This is a genomic window from Paenibacillus sp. BK720 (assembly GCF_011761545.1).
Taxonomy (GTDB): Bacteria; Bacillota; Bacilli; order Paenibacillales; family Paenibacillaceae; genus Pristimantibacillus.
In genome coordinates this window covers 541909-560218 of record NZ_JAASRQ010000006.1, presented here as the reverse complement: position 1 = coordinate 560218, position 18310 = coordinate 541909, and the positions used below count along the sequence as shown (strand labels likewise).

The window sequence follows — 18310 nt, the reverse complement described above, 5'->3', positions numbered from 1 at the left end:
AATGGTGTTTGACTTGCTCATTACTTGTTTTATCGCTTTTCCGTTATTTCTAACGGGGCAGTTTCGCTCGTTGTTCAGTTTTCAAAGAACAATTTGTTTTTCGTTCATCACCGTATTTCTCAGCGGCGACAAGAGATAATATACCATGAACGCCTAATGGATTGCAAGCATTTTTTAAAAGTATTTTATAAAAACAAAATTAATATGTTTTACATCCCATAATCAAGCTAAAATCCCTTATTAATCATCCATATTTATAGAGCGTTTATCCCGGAATAAATAATAAAGATCTCGCCAATTTCCAAGGCAAGATCTTTATTGTTAACCCATAACTTCTTTTATATGAAGATGTCTTTCGATGGTCAAGTTGATAATCGTGCTGCCCACAGAAACCCATGGTCTTGTAGGGTGTACGGAATCGCTAAACACAATCTCTCCAACGCGATCATCGCTAAGCTTCACGATGTTGCCATTGTGGAATTGCGTTACCTTCTCCACAAATACCCTGACGTATGCAGGATCCAGCTTTCCGAAGGAATCGCTCTGGATCTGTTCCAGAACGAAATACGGAGAAGCGGCTTTGCGGTAGAAGCGATTTAAAGTCATTGCATGATAGATATCCGCAATGGCGACGATTTTGGCATAAGGATGAATCTTGGTCGAATCGATGGCAAGCGGATAGCCGCTGCCGTCAATACGCTCGTGATGCTGAAGCGCCGTCAGCTTCACTCCCTCGTTTAAAGAGGCAATGTTCTTCAGCAGCTGGTACCCGAATACCGTATGACGCTTCATCTCTTCATTCTCTGCAGTCGTTAAAGCCGATGGTTTTTCCAATATGTCCGCATCAATCTTAACGTTCCCGATATCGTGAAGCAGACCGGCAAGCGCGACCGGCATCCAATCCTTGCGCGGCAGTCCGCACCATTGGGCAATACGATAGGAGGTTAGGCTTACCAGTACACTGTTGTGCAGCAAGTATTCGCGCTCCGAAAATTGTCTAGGCACAAACGTAAGCACTTGATAGCTGCCTTCATACTGCATCATCTTCTCAAGCTGATTCCGGATATCCATTACCGGTATCGGCTGACCGGACCGAATTTCGTTGATAACCCGCTTCAGGACAGCGATCATCTGGTCGTACTCATCGTGCAGCGGAGTAGAAGAGACAGCAGGAGCTGCTGTCTGCGGCTCCTGCTTTACGTTGTCCTGCGTCTTATCCGCTTGATTAGCCGGCTGTTCAATCTGTATCTTGGGAACCATGAACGCCTGCATAATATCCAATTCTCTAGGCGTAACGATGCGCCCCTTCTGCAATAGCACTCCGCCTAGCGGGGTGAGGACATCTTCGCTGATTTTGTCGCCTAACTTCACCTGTGATAAAGCCACTGTTGCCACAACGGTCCCCTCCGATGTATGCCTATCCTCTATGGTCTGTTTTACTCTTCTGCCGGCTCAGTGCCTGCATTCGGTGCTGTATCTTCCAGTCCTTCGCCTTCTTCAAGCGCCTCGTCAGCTTCTTCGCTGCGTGCTACGCGCGTCACAGTCGACACCGTATCATCCTCACGCGTATTGATCAGCTTGACGCCTTGCGTATTGCGGCCCATTGTCGAAATGCCTTCCATGCTCGTACGGATCAGTGTGCCAAGCGCGGTCATAATCATCAGGTCCTCGTCATTCAGAACAACCTTCAAGCTGACGATTGGTCCGTTCTTGTCAGTAACGTTCAGGGTCTTGATCCCTTTACCGCCCCGGTTCTGGATCCGGTACTCGCTCATTGGCGTACGTTTGCCGTAGCCTTTGGCCGTTACGATAAGCACATCATTCTCCGGATTAACGACATCCATGTCAATGACGGTATCGTCATCGTCCAGCTGAATGCCTTTTACGCCTGTAGCGGAACGTCCCATGGAACGAACATCCTGCTCGGAGAAGCGGATCGACATGCCTTGCGCCGTACCCATTACGATCTCCTGGTTGCCGTCTGTCAGCTTCACGCCGATCAGTTCGTCATCCTCGCGGATCGAAATCGCAATCAGGCCGACCTTCCGTATATTCATATAATCGGCAAGCGGCGTCTTTTTGACGATGCCCTGGCGAGTCGCAAAGAACAGGTAGCTGTCCGCATCGAAGCTTTCTACCGGAATAACCGCATTGATCGTTTCTCCTTGTTCAATCTGAATCAAATTGATAATCGGCGTCCCGCGGGCTGTCCGGCTTAGATCCGGAATCTCGTAAGCCTTCAGTCGGTATACCTTGCCCTTGTTCGTAAAGAACAGCAAGTAATGGTGCGTGTTAGATACGAACAGATGCTCAACGAAATCATGTTCTTTCGTATCCATGCCAACGACGCCTTTACCGCCGCGCTTCTGGCTGCGGTATGTGGTTACCGGAAGACGCTTGATATAGCCGGTATGCGTGATGGAGATGATAACATCCTCGCGAGGAATCAGATCCTCGTCCAGAATCTCCTCGTCGCTCACGGTAATTTCTGTGCGGCGTTCATCGCCGAAACGCTCCTTGATCTCGTCAAGCTCTTCGCTGATGATGTTGAGCACAAGCTGCTCATCGGCCAAGATCGCCTTGTACTCGGCAATCTTCTTCATCAGTTCCGCGTACTCGGCTTCGATCTTGTCGCGTTCCAGACCGGTCAGCCTTTGGAGGCGCATATCAAGAATAGCTTGCGCCTGCTCGTAGCTGAGCGCGAAACGCTCGATCAAGCCTTCGCGGGCGATATCCGCCGTTTGCGAAGCACGGATCAGCGCGATAACTTCGTCCAAATGATCAAGGGCAATACGCAGGCCTTCGAGAATATGGGCCCTTGCTTCCGCTTTTTTCAGATCGTACTCGGTACGACGGCGAATAACTTCGATCTGATGCTGCAAATAGTAATACAGCATTTCGCGAATATTCAACGTCTTAGGTTCGCCGTTAACCAGCGCGAGCATATTAATCCCGAAGTTGGACTGCATCTGCGTCTGTTTGTACAAATTGTTCAGCACTACGCTTGGTGTTACGTCGCGGCGAAGCTCGATAACGACCCGCATGCCGTTACGGTCGGACTCATCGCGAAGGTCGGTAATTCCCTCAATTTTTTTCTCGCGGACGAGTTCTGCGATCTTTTCTACGAGACGTGCTTTATTGACTTGATACGGCAGCTCGTAAACGATAATACGGGCTTTGTTACCATTCTCTTCGATCGTTGCGCGAGCACGCATCGTTACAGTGCCGCGTCCCGTCAGATAAGCCTGACGGATGCCGCTTAGTCCCATAACAATACCGGCCGTCGGGAAATCCGGGCCTTTTACGTAATCAATCAGTTCAACCGGCGTAATCTCCGGATTACGGATCAATGCCTGGATACCGTCAATAACCTCGGTGAGGTTGTGCGGCGGGATATTGGTTGCCATACCTACCGCGATACCTGTTACCCCGTTTACGAGCAGGTTCGGGAAACGCGACGGCAGAACGGCCGGTTCTTTCTCCTCGCCGTCGTAGTTCGGAACAAAATCAACGGTTTCTTTATTTAAATCGCGGAGCATCTCCATGGCGATTTTCGACAGACGCGCCTCGGTATACCGCATCGCCGCCGCCATATCTCCGTCAATCGAGCCGAAGTTGCCATGCCCGTCCACGAGCATGTACCGCATGGAGAAATCCTGCGCCATCCGTACCATTGCCTCGTAAACCGACGAATCGCCGTGCGGATGGTATTTACCGATTACTTCCCCTACGATCCTCGCAGACTTCTTGTATGGCTTGTCCGAAGACATGCCTAGCTCCGACATTGCGTACAAAATACGACGATGCACCGGCTTAAGACCGTCCCTTACATCCGGCAATGCGCGGCTTACGATAATACTCATCGCATAGTCCATGAATGAATCGCGCATTTCCGTACCGATGTCGCGGTCTTTAATTTGCGAATGCTGTTGTTCTTCCGCCATGTTTTACCTCCCTGACGTCATCAATCTGCAAACCTTGTCAAACATGATAACCATTATATTACTTTCACAAAAAAGGCACGGCTAAACGCCCTGCATCCGTTTCATCTATGAAACCGGCAAATTGCCTAAAAAAATAATGAAAAATAGGCAAATAACTCGTATCTTTTCGTGCCCGGTCCGCCATAAAATAAACAGACCCAAATTACATTATACCACTCATTCCAAAGTCTGTCTTCTTCTTGATGCGCAATCTTCACCGCTTAATACCCGTTCCCAAGGGAAAGGAGCAACAACATTGTCTATTCAATTGGTATACAGCAAATGGGAGAAAACCAACGTACTTCTACACTCGCCAGCTCTCCGTGAATATATACCTTCAACCAAGCTTTTCAACAAGGAAAATCTGCAGCAGATGCTTGCCGAATACGGGATGGTCTACGTCAAGCCGGTAAACGGCACCTTCGGCAAAGGCGTGATGCGCGTAGAACGGCTTAAGCAGGCTGCCAAGGGCTACAAGTATCAACTGAACACCACGATCCGGACTTTTCCTACCCTTGAGCTGCTGCACCAAAGCCTTGTAAAAAGAATTAACGGCAGGCGTTATCTTGTTCAAAGGGGCATCGATCTGCTCCGTCACAAAAAACGGCGCTTCGATATCCGTGTGATGGTACAGCGCAACGAGAATAACCATTGGGAGGCTACCGGCATTATCGGCCGTCTTGCCCATCCCGCCAAGGTAGTGACAAACTACCATAACGGCGGCACCCCGATGTCCTTCGAACGCTTGCTTTCTTCTCATCAATCGCCGACCCAGAAGATGATATACGCCATGCGCCTTAAACAAATCAGCCTGGATATCGCAAAAGAGCTGGAGAAGCACTACCCCGGCATCAAGGAGCTTGGAATCGATATCGCCATTGACCAGCAGCATCGGCCCTGGATTCTTGAAGTAAACACAAAGCCCGATGCCTTTATCTTCCGGAAGCTCGAGGACAAGACGATGTTCCGCAAAATCTATCAGTATGCCGTCTCTTACGGCCGTTACAAAAAGAAATAGCCGCCCGCAAGGACGGCTATATTTTTGTTAAATATCCAGGTTCTTAACGTCTTTCGCAAATTGCTGGATGAAATCACGGCGCGGTTCAACGTTGTCTCCCATCAGCGTGTCGAAAATAACGTCTGCTTCAATCGCGTCTTCGATCGATACCTGAAGCATAGTCCGGCTCTCCGGATCCATCGTTGTCTCCCACAGCTGCGTGGCGTTCATCTCTCCTAGACCTTTATAACGCTGTACGTTTACTTTGGCGCCTTCGCCGAATTCAGCGATAATCTCATCGCGTTCCTTCTCGGACTGCGCGTAACGGATAACCTTATTCCGCTCGATCTTGAAAAGCGGCGGCTGCGCGATATAAATATATCCTGCTTCGATAATCTTCCGCATGTAACGGAAGAAGAAGGTCAGCATCAAAGTCCGGATATGCGCGCCGTCGACGTCGGCATCGGTCATAATAATGACCTTATGGTAACGCGCCTTCGCCAGGTCGAAATCGTCGCCAATGCCTGTGCCAAGCGCTGTAATAATCGCGCGGATCTCGGCATTGCCGAGAATGCGGTCAAGTCTGGCACGCTCAACGTTCAGGATCTTGCCGCGCAGCGGCAGGATCGCCTGGAAATGACGGTCGCGGCCTTGCTTCGCCGATCCGCCGGCGGAGTCGCCTTCGACGATATACAGCTCGCTGATCGAGGCGTCCTTGGAGGAGCAGTCCGCCAGTTTACCTGGCAGGGAGCTCACTTCAAGCGCGCTCTTGCGGCGTGTTAACTCGCGTGCTTTGCGTGCCGCTTCGCGTGCTCTTGCCGCTTGCAGACCCTTTTCAACGATTTTGCGGGAAACCGAAGGATTCTCATCCAGGAACTCCTGCAGCTTCTCGGCAAAGAACGATTCGACAATACCGCGTACTTCGCTGTTGCCAAGCTTCGTCTTCGTTTGCCCTTCGAACTGCGGCTCCGGAATTTTCACCGAAATAATCGCCGTTAAGCCCTCGCGGACGTCATCGCCGGAGAAGTTGGAATCGTTGTCTTTGATTAATCCCGTCTTGCGGGCATAGTCGTTAATAATTCGCGTTAACGCGCTCTTGAAGCCGGATTCGTGCGTACCGCCCTCATGCGTATTGATGTTATTGGCGAACGAATGGATATTCTCGCTGTAACCGTCGTTGTACTGCAGCGACACCTCAACCTGGATATGGTCCTTTGAGCCCTCTACATAGATCGGCTCCTCATGCATGACTTCCTTGTTGCGGTTCAAATGCTTAACGAACTCGATAATGCCGCCGTCGTATTTGAACGTATTCGATGCGCCTGTACGCTCGTCAACCAGTTCAATCTCGAGGCCTTTATTCAGGAATGCCAGCTCGCGGATCCGCGATTGGAGCGTTTCGTATTCGTAAACGGTGGTGTCGGTAAAAATCTCGGGATCCGGTTTGAACTTAACTGTCGTACCGGTCTCATCCGATTCTCCAACAATCTTAACGTCGTACTGCGGTACGCCGCGGCGGTATTCTTGTTGGTAGATATGGCCATGAAGCTTAACGGTAACCGTTACATGCTCGGACAACGCATTAACGACGGATACACCTACACCGTGCAATCCGCCTGATACTTTGTAGCCCTCGCCGCCAAATTTACCGCCTGCGTGAAGAACGGTCATAACGACTTCAAGAGTCGATTTCTTCAGCTTCGCGTTCTCGCCGACCGGAATGCCGCGGCCATTATCGATAACCGTGATGCTGTTGTCCTCGTGGACGCGAACCTGGATTTTCGTGCAATACCCGGCCAGCGCTTCGTCGATACTATTATCGACAACCTCCCACACGAGATGGTGGAGGCCCTTGCCGCTCGTAGAGCCGATGTACATCCCTGGACGCTTCCGTACCGCTTCTAAGCCTTCGAGGACCTGTATCTGACTTTCATCATACGTATTCTGCTGACTCAACTGCTCACTACTCCTCTCATACCTGTTAGCCTAGGCTGCTTCTAGCCATTCGCCGCAAAATGATGGGCCCGTTTCTTCAAAGTAGAGGATGAAATCGGCGAATAATAGATTTTCTGCTTCGTCACAACAATGGATTTGGGCTCTTCTTCACCAATTGTTTCGACATCTTTGCGTTTACGGGCTCCTGCCACAAACTGCTTGGATAGCTTGGAGGATTGCTCTATCGATATATCAAAAATGGCTACCAGCTCGGCAGCCCGGATAATTTTCTCGCCGCCCAAATGGATATACATGTCCTCCGCCTCCCGTTTAAATGCCCGTTATCAGCGCATCACTCGGCCTTCCCGCACATCGTAGATCCCGGCGCCCTGGAGTTTGCTCACATTCACGCTCTCGAGTCCGGTCGTTGTAATAAACGTCTGAACCTTGCTCTGAAACGTCTCGATGAGCTGCGTCTGCCGGTTCTGATCCAGCTCAGACAAGACATCATCAAGCAATAGCAGCGGGTATTCCCCAATTTCCTCGCAGATCAGCTCTATCTCGGCAAGCTTGAGAGACAACGCGGTTGTGCGCTGCTGTCCCTGCGACCCGTACACAGCCGCCTCCTTGCCGTTGATAAAGAAAGCCATGTCGTCGCGATGAGGCCCCACGAGCGACATTCCTCTGCGAATCTCCTGATCTTTCACCTGTGATAACTTTAACATAAATTGCTCAAATAAAACAGTTTCATCTTCGGAGGCGCCGCCGTCGAAGGACGGGCGGTACTCAATGGTGAGGCGCTCGCCGCCCGCCGTAATGCCGGAATGAATGTGCTCCGCCCACCGTTGTAATTTATGAATAAAGTGTTTCCTTTTTTTCATAATTTTAACACCGTGCTCGGCAAGCTGCATATTCCAAATATCCAGCATGGCCTGCTGTGAGCCTCCTGGGGAGGCGGTCTTCAGATAATTGTTTCGCTGCGCAAGCACCTTGGTGTATTGCGTCAGGGTATGCAAATAACCGGGCTGTACTTGGCCGATTTCCATATCGAGAAACCGTCTTCGTATGCCCGGCGTTCCTTTTACAATTTCCAGATCCTCTGGCGCAAACATGACGACGTTCAGCGATCCGATGAAATCGCTGAGCTTGCGCTGCTCCAATCCGTTAATCTTTGCCTTCTTGCCTTGCGAGGAATACATCAAATCAAGCTTAACCGTGCCGTAACGCTTCTCCACCTCGCCGTGGATGCGGGCCGAATCGGCTTCCCAGCCGATCAGCTCCTTATCCTTGGAAGTGCGGTGCGACTTGGTGAGGGCAAGCGCAAAGATCGCCTCCAGCAAATTCGTCTTCCCCTGCGCGTTAGGTCCGACAAACAAGTTGACCTTATTGTCCGTTTCGAGCTCAAGCTCTTTGTAGTTGCGATAGTTTTGCAATTGAATGCTTTTTAAAAACACGTTCGTTTGTCCTCCCGGCCTGGCCGCTTCTTAAGCATTTATGCCCCGGTCACCGTAAAGACGCCGCAGCCTTCCACTTCAACGCGGTCACCGACGTACAGCTTTCTGCCGCGGCGGTTATCCACAACTCCGTTTACGTGAACTTCGTTTTCCTGCAAGAAAAATTTCGCGTGTCCACCTGTGGATATACAATCAGCCAGTTTTAAAAACTGTCCAAGCGTAATGTACTCGTCGCGAATGGCGATTTCCTTCATCACTTGCTCACCTGCCTTTCACCCGTTATTGCATCAGCTTGACTGATCTTAATTCGTTGTTCGATAAGGCAAGATCACATACGTATTGTAGGAATGGTCGGTCGGACGAATAACGATTGGGCTCATTGCCCCGGTAAAGCCGATAAAGATCTGCTCGCTGTCAATGACTTTAAGCACGTCCAGCATATATTTGGAGTTGAACGCAATCTTAAGCGGCTCGCCGTCGAATTGCTTCGCGTCCAGCTGCTCGGTAACGCGGCCAAGCTCCGTCGAGCTCGAAGAAATTTCGATCGCGCCGTTATCCAGCGTTGTCAGACGAACGATGTTGGTTTTCTCTTCTCTCGACATCAAATACGCGCGATCGATGGCATCCGTCAAATTTTTCGTATCAAGAACGAGTTCTGTTTTGAACATGCTCGGAATAATTTTAGAAGTATCCGGGTAAGTCCCGTCGAGCACGCGAGTGTAGAACAGGACATTGCCGATCTTGAACAAAACCTGGTTGTCGGCTACGACAATGTCAACGAGCCCGTGCTGATCCGGAACCAGCTTCGACAGCTCGACTAACGTTTTCGCTGCGATTACAACATTGTTGAACCGATAGTCGGCGGCGGTCTCCGCCTGCGCGATACGGCTGGCCAGACGGTGGCGGTCGGTCGCCACAAACTTCAGCTGCTTGTCCTGCAGGCTCCAGAGCACCCCGGTAAGAATAGGTGTCTGCTCATTAACGGAGGCGGCCAGAACCGTCTGGCGGATCATTGCCTTCAGAAGATCGCCAGGCATTTGGAACAGTTCATTTTGCTCGATGGATGGAAGCACGGGGAATTCCTCCGGATCCAGACCAACCATTTGAATATCCGTCGAACCGGAACGGATCAGGGTTTGGAAATGAGCGCCTACTTCAATTTCAACATTGTCAGACGGAAGCTTCTTCACGATTTCGACAAAAAATTTGGCGGGAAGAACGACATTGCCCGGTTTATCCACATTCGCAATAACGAGGTCATCCCGTTCTACAGGGATGAAGCTTTGAATAGATATATCGGTATCACTTGCCGTTAAGGTAACTCCTTGATGGGTAACTTCAATCTTGATGCCGCCGAGAATAGGAATTGTCGGACGGGAAGAAGCCGCTTTTGCAACCTGTTGAATGGCTTCGTTCAGTTCATGTTTGGAAATCGAAAGTTTCATGGTTTCACTCCTAAGTCCGTTTCGGATCGATGGTTGTTGGATTTCGTGGTTTTAAAAAATCGGCGAAGCCGTAATGGGCGTTTTCGCCCTATTTTGATGATGTTTTTTTAAAAAAATATAGTAGTCGTAGTAGTAGGCGGCGTTAATATGTGGATAACCGTCTAAAACACGGATAAAGCAAGCCTATCCACATGTGTATAGCTTGTGCATAGGCTTGCTTGGTTGTTCATATAGAAGTGAATAACTTTTACGTGTGATTTTTGATCTTTTCGGTCAGGTTCTGCAAAATCTTGTACAAGTCCTGGTCTTGCTTGAGCTGCTGCGAAATTTTCTCATGCGCGTGGATGACTGTCGTATGATCACGCCCGCCGAAAGCCTCGCCGATCTTCGGAAGCGAATAATCGGTTAGCTCACGCGAGAGATACATGGCGATTTGCCGCGGATAGGCAACCGCTTTGGTCCGTTTCCGCGCTTTGAACTCCTCGAGACGCAGCCCGTAGAACTCGCCAACCTTTGTCTGGATATCGTTTATGGTAATCATTTTGGGACGGCTGGACGGAATAATATCCTTTAACGCTTCGGCAGCCAGATGGGACGTAATGTCCTGATTAATAAGCGAGGAGTAAGCGACTACGCGGATGAGGGCGCCTTCCAGCTCGCGAATATTCGTATCGATCTGGTTCGCAATGTAGACCATCGCTTCATTCGGAATATCAAGGTTCTCCGCTTTCGCTTTTTTTCGCAAAATCGCGATCCTTGTCTCCAAATCCGGTGCCTGAATATCCGTTATTAATCCCCATTCGAACCGCGAACGCAGTCTTTCCTCCAAAGTCGGAATTTCTTTTGGCGTACGGTCACTGGAGATGACGATTTGCTTCCGCTCTTCATGCAAGGCATTGAAGGTATGGAAGAACTCCTCCTGCGTACCGTCTTTACCGGCCAAAAACTGAATATCGTCAATCAGCAGCACGTCGATATTGCGATATTTGTTGCGGAAGCTCTCGCCTCTATTATCCCGGATCGCATTAATGAACTCGTTCGTGAATTTCTCGGACGAAATGTACATGATCTTCGTGCTTGGATTGTGATCCATGATGTAGTGGCCGATGGCATGCATCAAGTGAGTCTTGCCGAGTCCTACGCCGCCGTATAAAAAGAGCGGATTATAGGCTTTCGCCGGCGCTTCCGCCACGGCAAGCGATGCCGCATGCGCAAAGCGGTTGTTGGCCCCGATGACAAACGTATCAAACGTATATTTCGGGTTAAGCATATGATTGAATGTCTCTTCTTGTATGATTGGCACTTCCGCAGCCTTTGGCAAAGCAGGCGGCGCGAGATCAGCCGGCTTCGCCTCTTCGATCGAAAAGCGTACGTCTACCTGTCTGCCGAGAAACTCAAACAAGGTGTTGCGAATTAATTTGGTATACCGGCCTTCCAGCCATTCAGCCGCAAATGTTGTCGGCGCCGTCACTTCCAGGAGCGAATCGTTCACAAAGGAAGCTTTGGTCGCTTTAAACCAGGTATCGAAACTGGGTTTGCTTAGTTTCGTCTGAATGATTGACAACACTTGCTGCCATAAATCATAGGTATGGCTGTCCACAGACGTCACTCCTTATCAAAAATCGCCGAATAGGCGCAATTAAGCCAAATCATGTCGAATGAATGGTGATTATTACGAAATACCCACAATATGAAGAATAATAGGAACATGAGTTATGAATAGGGGATGAGTTTGTTCACATTGTTATCCACAGGCTGTTGATAAAAGATGCTAAATCGATGAGGTATTCACACCGAAAACATAATAATCATAGCAAAAGATCCCTTGTATTTCAACGAATTGTGAGATTTTATCCACAAATTCAATAGCTTGTGCATAAAAGTTATCTACACCACTACATATTGTTAATATCTTGTTACCATTTCGACAAAGTTCGTCTAAAGTCCCGAAATTTTATGCACATGTTATTAGTTTTCCGACAAGGGTGCCCATTCCATACATTTATCCACAATATTTGGATGGCAGCGGTTTTAATTGACTTTTTGGGCTCGGCGTGGTTTAATAAAAAAAGCGTGTTTCAAAATCAGCTGTTTATAGAGAACAAGCAGATCGGCGCTATGCCGTACTGTTTTGAGTACTTGATATACGGGAGGTGCAGTTCAGATGAGACCTACATTTAAACCGAATGTAAGCAAACGCAGCAAAGTACATGGCTTCCGCAAACGGATGAGCTCGAAAAACGGACGTAAAGTTTTGGCAGCGCGTCGTCAAAAAGGCAGAAAAGTTCTTAGCGCATAAGCAAAAGACCACGTCGGGTGGTCTTTTTTTTTGCCCTGCGGGCGATACTGATAAGTAGGTTCCGCAGGGCAAGCGTACATAAAGGGTTATTAATATGAAGAAAGAACGGTGAGCCTGGTCGTGCAAAGAAAATTGCGTCTGCGTAACCGCGCCGACTTCAATCGGATCTATCGTTACGGCAAATCGTTTGCCAATGGACAGTTTGTTGTGTATTGGTCGAGGCAGCCGGTAGCGGAGCCATTCCGGTTAGGCGTCTCCGCCAGCAAAAAAATCGGTAACGCGGTTGTGCGCAACCGGATGAGGAGAGTTATTAAGGAAATCATCCGCTTGAACGGAGACAAAATCGTGCCGAATACCGATTTTATATTAATAGTAAGAAAACCTGCGGTCGAGATGGAGACGAAGCAGCTGGAGAAGAGCGTTTTCCATGTGCTGAAGAAGGCCGGTTTGCTGAAGAAGGACGCGCGTTATTAGCAATAGTGGCCAGCATTGCCAAGTTGTTTCTTTGTCCTAGTATTTATGGTATAGTTTAGTCAATAAAATAATGCTTAGTATGGAATGTTCAGAGAGGAGATTTGGTGTTGGTTTTAAAAGGAAACCGCAAGTGGCTGCTCGTACTGGGTATGGTGCTGATGGTTGCTCTGCTATCGGGCTGCGCACCGCATAACGCAACGACGAGTACAGCCGATTTGCAGCACGGCAACTTCTGGGAAAAGAACGTTGTTTATTACTTCGCCCTTACCCTCGACAAGTTCGCAGACTGGTTCAACGGTTCGTATGGACTAGCTATCCTGCTCATTACGATTATTGTTCGTACGGCAATTCTGCCATTAACGCTCAAGCAGTATCGCAGCTCCAAAGCGATGCAGGCAATCCAGCCGCAGATGGCTGAGATTAAGAAGAAATACAAAGACAATCCGCAGAAACAGCAGGAAGAGACCATGAAGCTGTTCCAGGCGAACAAGGTCAATCCTATGGCCGGCTGTTTGCCGCTTCTCGTTCAGATGCCTGTGTTTATGGCGCTTTATAACTCGATCTACTGGAATCCGGAGGTTCGTACGCATGAATTCCTGGGCTTGCAGCTTGGCGAACCGGGACCTTGGTATTTCCTCCCGATCATTGCGGCAGCTACGACATTCGTTCAGTCGAAGATGATGCAGAAGCAGCAAACGCAAACGATGCCGGGCATGGGAGCGATGCTTATGATCTTCCCGGTCCTGATTTTCGTGATGGCGCTCAACTTCCCGTCGGCGCTACCGCTGTACTGGATATTCAGTAACATTTACACCATTATTCAAAACTACTTCCTGTACGTTCGTTCATCAAACAAGGGTAAGGAGGCCCTCGCGAAATGAAGAAAATCGTAGCATCAGGAAAAACGATTGATGATGCTGTACGGAGCGGTTTGACACACTTAAATGTAACCAAGGATCGCGTCAAGGTGCTTGTCATGGAACAGCCTTCCAAAGGTCTGTTCGGACTCATTGGCGTAAAGGAAGCGAAGGTAGAACTGGAGCTTATTCCCGATCCAACGATTGAAGCAGAGCAATTTCTTCGTGATGTGTCAGAAGCGATGGGACTTACGATCGCTATCGAACGTAAAACAACGAAAGAAGCGACTTATCTGTCCGTTTCGGGCGGAGGAGATATCGGCATGCTGATTGGCCGGCGCGGTCAAACGCTTGACGCGCTGCAGTATTTGGTTAACATTGTGGCAAATCGTTACTCGGACAGCCATCTTCGGATCGTGCTTGATGCGGAGGATTTTCGCGAGCGTCGCCGCAAGACGCTGGAGGAATTATCGGAACGCCTTGCCGGCAGGGTCGTCCGCACGAAGAAAGAGGTCGTGCTGGAGCCGATGTCGTCGCATGAACGCAAAGTGATTCATTCCCAGCTTCAAAACCACCCTAGGGTAAAAACTTACAGCAAGGGCGACGAGCCAAATCGTCGAGTAGTTATTGCTTTAAAGGAAAAGCAGATGTAAAGTTAGATCCATACGTTATTAAATTCGCAGCAATGGCTCTTGTGGTCATTGCTGTTTTTCCATTTGAGAGGTGCATACAAACTGATGGTACACGATACGATTGCGGCGATTTCGACAGCTGTCGGAGAGGGCGGCATTGCCATTATTCGCGTCAGCGGTCCCGATGCAATTGAGGGAACAGCGCGAATATTTCGTTCAAGAACCGATTTGCGGGATGCGGCTACGCATACCGTGCATTACGGTCATATTATAGATCCGAAGAATGGGGAACAGGTGGAAGAGGTTATTGTTACCGTTATGCGCGGTCCCCGTTCGTTCACGGCAGAGGATGTCGTTGAAATTAACGCCCATGGCGGCGTTGTGGCGGTTAAGAAGGTGCTCGATCAGGTGCTCCTGCAGGAAGGTATGCGACTTGCGGAGCCGGGCGAGTTTACGAAGAGAGCTTTCCTGAACGGCCGGATTGATCTGATGCAGGCGGAAGCGGTTATAGACCTCATCCGTTCGAAGTCCGACCGGGCGTTCTCCGTTGCGCGAAAGCAAGCCGAGGGGACTTTGTCGAAGCGGATTAAAGCTCTTCGGCAGACGGTAATCGAGCTGCTTGCTCATATTGAGGTCAATATCGATTATCCCGAGCATGATGTCGAAGATCTGACAAGTGCTTATATCCGCGAACAGAGCGGATCCGCGCTGGAGGAGATCGGCAGGCTGTTAAAAACGGCGAATGAAGGTAAAATATTGCGAGAGGGTATTATGACCGCAATCGTGGGACGCCCGAATGTGGGCAAGTCCTCCTTGCTTAATATGCTGGCACAAGAGAATAAAGCGATTGTGACGGATATTCCCGGTACAACGCGGGATGTTATCGAGGAGTATGTGACGCTTAATCATATTCCCCTTAGACTGCTTGATACGGCGGGAATCCGCGAAACTAGCGATGTCGTGGAACGCATTGGCGTCGAGCGTTCGCATAACGCGCTGGAAGAAGCGGATTTGATCTTGTTTGTGCTTAACAATAATGAGCCTATTCACGAGGATGACCGTGCGCTCCTGGAGAAGGTGAAGGACCGCCAGCTTATTCTTATTATTAATAAATCGGATTTGGAATCGAAGCTCGAGATGGCCGAGATTGAAGCATTAATCGATGAGGAGCGAATTGTCCGCATGTCGGTGCGCGAAGAGGAAGGACTTGACCGGCTCGAGAAGGCGATCAGCAAGCTGTTCTTCGAAGGTCAGCTCGACTCCGGAGATTTGACATATGTCAGCAACGTTCGGCATATTTCGTTGCTGAAGCGGGCGCAGCAGTCGCTTACGGATGCCATCGATGCGTCGAATGCAGGCATTCCGATTGACTTGATCCAGATCGATGTGCGTTCCGCATGGGAATCGCTTGGCGAAATATTAGGCGATGAGGTTGGCGATTCGTTAATCGACCAGATCTTCTCGCAGTTCTGCTTAGGCAAATAAAGTTTAACGATAACGACCGGCAGGGTTAGTATTCCGTGCACGGTTCGATGAATTGGAGGGATAAAGAAATGACCTATGAAGCTGGGCAATACGAAGTGATTGTAATTGGAGCGGGCCATGCCGGCTGCGAAGCAGCTCTTGCTTCGGCTCGGATGGGGTGCGAAACGCTTTTGCTTACAATCAACCTGGATATGGTGGCCTTCATGCCATGCAACCCGTCAATCGGGGGACCGGCAAAAGGACATGTCGTCCGCGAAATTGATGCGTTAGGCGGAGAAATGGGCCGCAATATCGATAAAACATTTATCCAAATGCGGATGTTGAATACCGGCAAAGGACCGGCTGTTCACGCGCTGCGCGCGCAGGCGGATAAATTCTCTTACCAGCACACGATGAAGAAGACAATCGAGGAGACGGATCATCTGACGCTTCGCCAGGGCATGGCGGAGGATCTGATTGTCGAAGACGGTAAAATTACGGGTATCGTCACCAAGACAGGCGCTATTTACCGGGCAAAAGCCGTTGTGATTACGACGGGCACATACCTGCGCGGCAAAATTATTATGGGCGAGCTGATGTACGAGAGCGGCCCGAATAACCAACAGCCATCGGTGAAGCTGTCAGCAAGCCTGAAGGAGCTTGGCTTCAAGCTTGCGCGCTTCAAAACAGGTACGCCGCCTCGCGTTCATAAAGACACGATTGATTTTTCGAAAACGGAAATTCAGCCAGGCGATGATAATCCTAAGTTTTTCTCTTACGAAACCAAGTCCTCCGATAATGAACAGCTGCCTTGCTGGCTTACCTACACGTCGGAAGCAACGCATAAAATCATTAACGACAATTTGCACCGTGCCCCTATGTTCTCGGGAGCAATTGAAGGTACAGGTCCGCGATATTGCCCTTCTATAGAAGATAAAATCGTCCGCTTCGCGGATAAGCCCAAGCACCAAATCTTCCTGGAACCGGAAGGCAAACATACGTCGGAGTACTACGTACAAGGTCTTTCGACAAGCATGCCTGAAGATGTGCAACTTGGAATTTTGAGATCTATTCCAGGTTTGGAAAATGTTGAAATGATGCGTAACGGCTATGCCATCGAATATGATGCGGTTGTCCCAACGCAGCTCTGGCCGTCTCTGGAGACGAAGCTGGTTGACGGATTATTCACAGCTGGACAAATCAACGGAACCTCCGGTTATGAAGAAGCAGCGGGTCAAGGGATTATCGCGGGTATCAATGCAGCGCGCAAAGTACAGGGGAATGACCCGGTTATTATCGACCGCTCCCAAGGCTATATCGGCGTTATGATTGATGATCTGGTGACGAAAGGGACAAACGACCCTTACCGTCTTCTGACTTCCCGTGCCGAATATCGCCTGCTGCTTCGTCATGATAATGCGGATCTCCGCCTTACCCCGACAGGCTATGAGATTGGACTTATTTCGGAAGAACGTTATCAAGCCTTCCTTAATAAGAAGGAGCTTGTCGCTCAAGAAATTGAACGGCTTGCGACAGTAAAAATTAAACCGGAGGTTGCTCAGCCGGTATTAGATGCGGCGAATTCGGCTCCTATTGCCTTTACAATGGATGCCCTGTCGTTGCTGCGCCGTCCGGAATTATCATACGCGTTGCTCGAGCAGTTGTCTCCTTCGGAGCTTCCGTTGACGGAAGAAATGAAGGAGCAGGTTGAAATTCAAATCAAGTATGCCGGATATATCGAGAAGCAGCTTCATCAAGTTGAACGCTTGAGCAAGATGGAGAAGAAGAAAATTCCGGATGATATCGTGTACAGCGAAGTGCATGGCTTGGCATCGGAAGCCAAACAAAAACTGGCGGATATCCGTCCGTTGTCGATCGGCCAGGCATCCCGGATTGCAGGCGTTACACCGGCGGACATCTCCATTTTACTTGTTTATTTGGAACACTATAACCGGGTAACGGCAGCGAGAGGACAATGATGACAGAGACGCATGTATGGTTTGAAAAGCTGCTGGGGGAGAACGGTATTCCGTTATCCCCGAAGCAGCTCGAACAATTTGATTCCTATCATCGCTTGCTTGTGGAATGGAATGAGAAAATGAATTTGACGGGCATCACCGAAAGGGATGCCGTATTCGAAAAACATTTTTACGATTCGATCTCGTTGTCGTTCTTCGTTGATATGAAAGAGATTGGCAGCATTGCTGATATCGGGTCCGGAGCGGGGTTCCCAAGCATTCCGCTCAAGATCTGTTTTCCGCATCTGAAAGTAGTTATTGTTGATTCGCTTAATAAGCGGATTCAATTCCTGAATCATTTGGTTCAAGAGCTCGGGCTCGACAATGTAAATTGCGTTCATGGCCGTGCCGAGGATATTGCAAGAATGCCGGAGTATAGAGATGCCTTCGATCTTGTAACGGCAAGAGCGGTAGCGAGGTTGAATGTATTAAATGAATTTTGCCTCCCATTCACTCGCAAGAATGGAACCTTTGCCGCAATGAAGGGTTCACAAAGTGTCGAAGAGGTGAAGGAGGCTGCTGTAAGTCTGCGTGAGCTTAAAGGGAAGGTTCATGCGGAGCATGCCTTTAAATTGCCGTTCGAGCAGTCGGAACGCTATATTGTACTTATCAACAAGACAGACGCTACGCCAAAAAAATATCCGCGTAAAGCAGGCACTCCTCTAAAACAGCCGCTTGTATAGGCACATTTCGAACCTCTGTATGTTTCACGTGAAACATACAGAGGTTTATTTGTATCTATCCGAAATATT

16 protein-coding genes are annotated in these 18310 nt (G+C 49.3%); 8 read left to right on the top strand and 8 right to left on the bottom strand.

Annotated elements, in window-relative coordinates; translation table 11 throughout:
• Nucleotides 1-321: 321 nt before the first annotated feature.
• Both FHT67_RS24350 and gyrA read right to left on the bottom strand, forming a co-directional pair.
• Nucleotides 322-1395, bottom strand: a complete 1074-nt coding sequence (locus tag FHT67_RS24350) for an HD domain-containing phosphohydrolase (RefSeq protein WP_167201581.1) — start codon at nucleotides 1393-1395, stop codon at nucleotides 322-324.
• Nucleotides 1396-1436: 41 nt separating this feature from the next.
• Nucleotides 1437-3944, bottom strand: a complete 2508-nt coding sequence (gene gyrA, locus FHT67_RS24345) for a DNA gyrase subunit A (protein WP_167201580.1) — start codon at nucleotides 3942-3944, stop codon at nucleotides 1437-1439.
• Nucleotides 3945-4239: 295 nt separating this feature from the next.
• Between gyrA and FHT67_RS24340 the strand changes: the two genes are divergently transcribed.
• Nucleotides 4240-5001, top strand: a complete 762-nt coding sequence (locus tag FHT67_RS24340; protein WP_132308055.1) for a YheC/YheD family protein — start codon at nucleotides 4240-4242, stop codon at nucleotides 4999-5001.
• A gap of 27 nt (nucleotides 5002-5028) precedes the next feature.
• Here FHT67_RS24340 and gyrB read toward each other — a convergent pair whose 3' ends face one another.
• The 6 genes from gyrB to dnaA form a co-directional block, all read right to left on the bottom strand.
• Nucleotides 5029-6936, bottom strand: a complete 1908-nt coding sequence (gyrB, locus tag FHT67_RS24335) for a DNA topoisomerase (ATP-hydrolyzing) subunit B (protein WP_132308057.1) — start codon at nucleotides 6934-6936, stop codon at nucleotides 5029-5031.
• A 41-nt stretch (nucleotides 6937-6977) separates the two neighbouring features.
• Entirely contained in the window at nucleotides 6978-7229 is a 252-nt protein-coding gene (remB, locus tag FHT67_RS24330) for an extracellular matrix regulator RemB (protein ID WP_012772007.1), read from the bottom strand.
• Nucleotides 7230-7259: 30 nt separating this feature from the next.
• Nucleotides 7260-8369: a DNA replication/repair protein RecF gene (gene recF / locus FHT67_RS24325; RefSeq protein ID WP_132308059.1), complete on the bottom strand. Its 1110-nt coding sequence runs from the start codon at nucleotides 8367-8369 to the stop codon at nucleotides 7260-7262.
• Between the two features lie 38 nt (nucleotides 8370-8407).
• Complete coding sequence (gene yaaA, locus FHT67_RS24320; protein WP_167201603.1) at nucleotides 8408-8623, bottom strand: S4 domain-containing protein YaaA; 216 nt, start codon at nucleotides 8621-8623, stop codon at nucleotides 8408-8410.
• Nucleotides 8624-8671: 48 nt separating this feature from the next.
• A complete protein-coding gene (dnaN, locus tag FHT67_RS24315) occupies nucleotides 8672-9814 on the bottom strand; it encodes a DNA polymerase III subunit beta (RefSeq protein WP_132308061.1) in 1143 nt (380 codons plus the stop codon).
• 247 nt (nucleotides 9815-10061) lie between these two features.
• Nucleotides 10062-11414: a chromosomal replication initiator protein DnaA gene (gene dnaA / locus FHT67_RS24310; RefSeq protein WP_132308063.1), complete on the bottom strand. Its 1353-nt coding sequence runs from the start codon at nucleotides 11412-11414 to the stop codon at nucleotides 10062-10064.
• Nucleotides 11415-11978: 564 nt separating this feature from the next.
• Between dnaA and rpmH the strand changes: the two genes are divergently transcribed.
• The 7 genes from rpmH (at nucleotide 11979) to rsmG (ending at nucleotide 18241) form a co-directional block, all read left to right on the top strand.
• The gene (rpmH, locus tag FHT67_RS24305; protein ID WP_015847830.1) at nucleotides 11979-12113 is read left to right on the top strand and encodes a 50S ribosomal protein L34; all 135 of its coding nucleotides are present in this window, start codon (nucleotides 11979-11981) and stop codon (nucleotides 12111-12113) included.
• 120 nt (nucleotides 12114-12233) lie between these two features.
• On the top strand, nucleotides 12234-12587 hold the full coding sequence (gene rnpA, locus FHT67_RS24300; RefSeq protein ID WP_132308065.1) for a ribonuclease P protein component: 354 nt from the start codon (nucleotides 12234-12236) through the stop codon (nucleotides 12585-12587).
• A 104-nt stretch (nucleotides 12588-12691) separates the two neighbouring features.
• On the top strand, nucleotides 12692-13468 hold the full coding sequence (locus tag FHT67_RS24295) for a YidC/Oxa1 family membrane protein insertase (protein ID WP_132308067.1): 777 nt from the start codon (nucleotides 12692-12694) through the stop codon (nucleotides 13466-13468).
• Nucleotides 13465-14097, top strand: a complete 633-nt coding sequence (gene jag, locus FHT67_RS24290) for an RNA-binding cell elongation regulator Jag/EloR (RefSeq protein ID WP_132308069.1) — start codon at nucleotides 13465-13467, stop codon at nucleotides 14095-14097. Before FHT67_RS24295 ends, jag begins: the two co-directional genes overlap by 4 nt.
• An 84-nt stretch (nucleotides 14098-14181) precedes the next feature.
• Nucleotides 14182-15561: a tRNA uridine-5-carboxymethylaminomethyl(34) synthesis GTPase MnmE gene (gene mnmE, locus FHT67_RS24285; RefSeq protein WP_132308071.1), complete on the top strand. Its 1380-nt coding sequence runs from the start codon at nucleotides 14182-14184 to the stop codon at nucleotides 15559-15561.
• A 68-nt stretch (nucleotides 15562-15629) separates the two neighbouring features.
• The gene (gene mnmG / locus FHT67_RS24280) at nucleotides 15630-17519 is read left to right on the top strand and encodes a tRNA uridine-5-carboxymethylaminomethyl(34) synthesis enzyme MnmG (RefSeq protein WP_167201579.1); all 1890 of its coding nucleotides are present in this window, start codon (nucleotides 15630-15632) and stop codon (nucleotides 17517-17519) included.
• Nucleotides 17519-18241, top strand: a complete 723-nt coding sequence (gene rsmG / locus FHT67_RS24275) for a 16S rRNA (guanine(527)-N(7))-methyltransferase RsmG (RefSeq protein WP_132308075.1) — start codon at nucleotides 17519-17521, stop codon at nucleotides 18239-18241. Before mnmG ends, rsmG begins: the two co-directional genes overlap by 1 nt.
• Nucleotides 18242-18310: the final 69 nt, after the last annotated feature.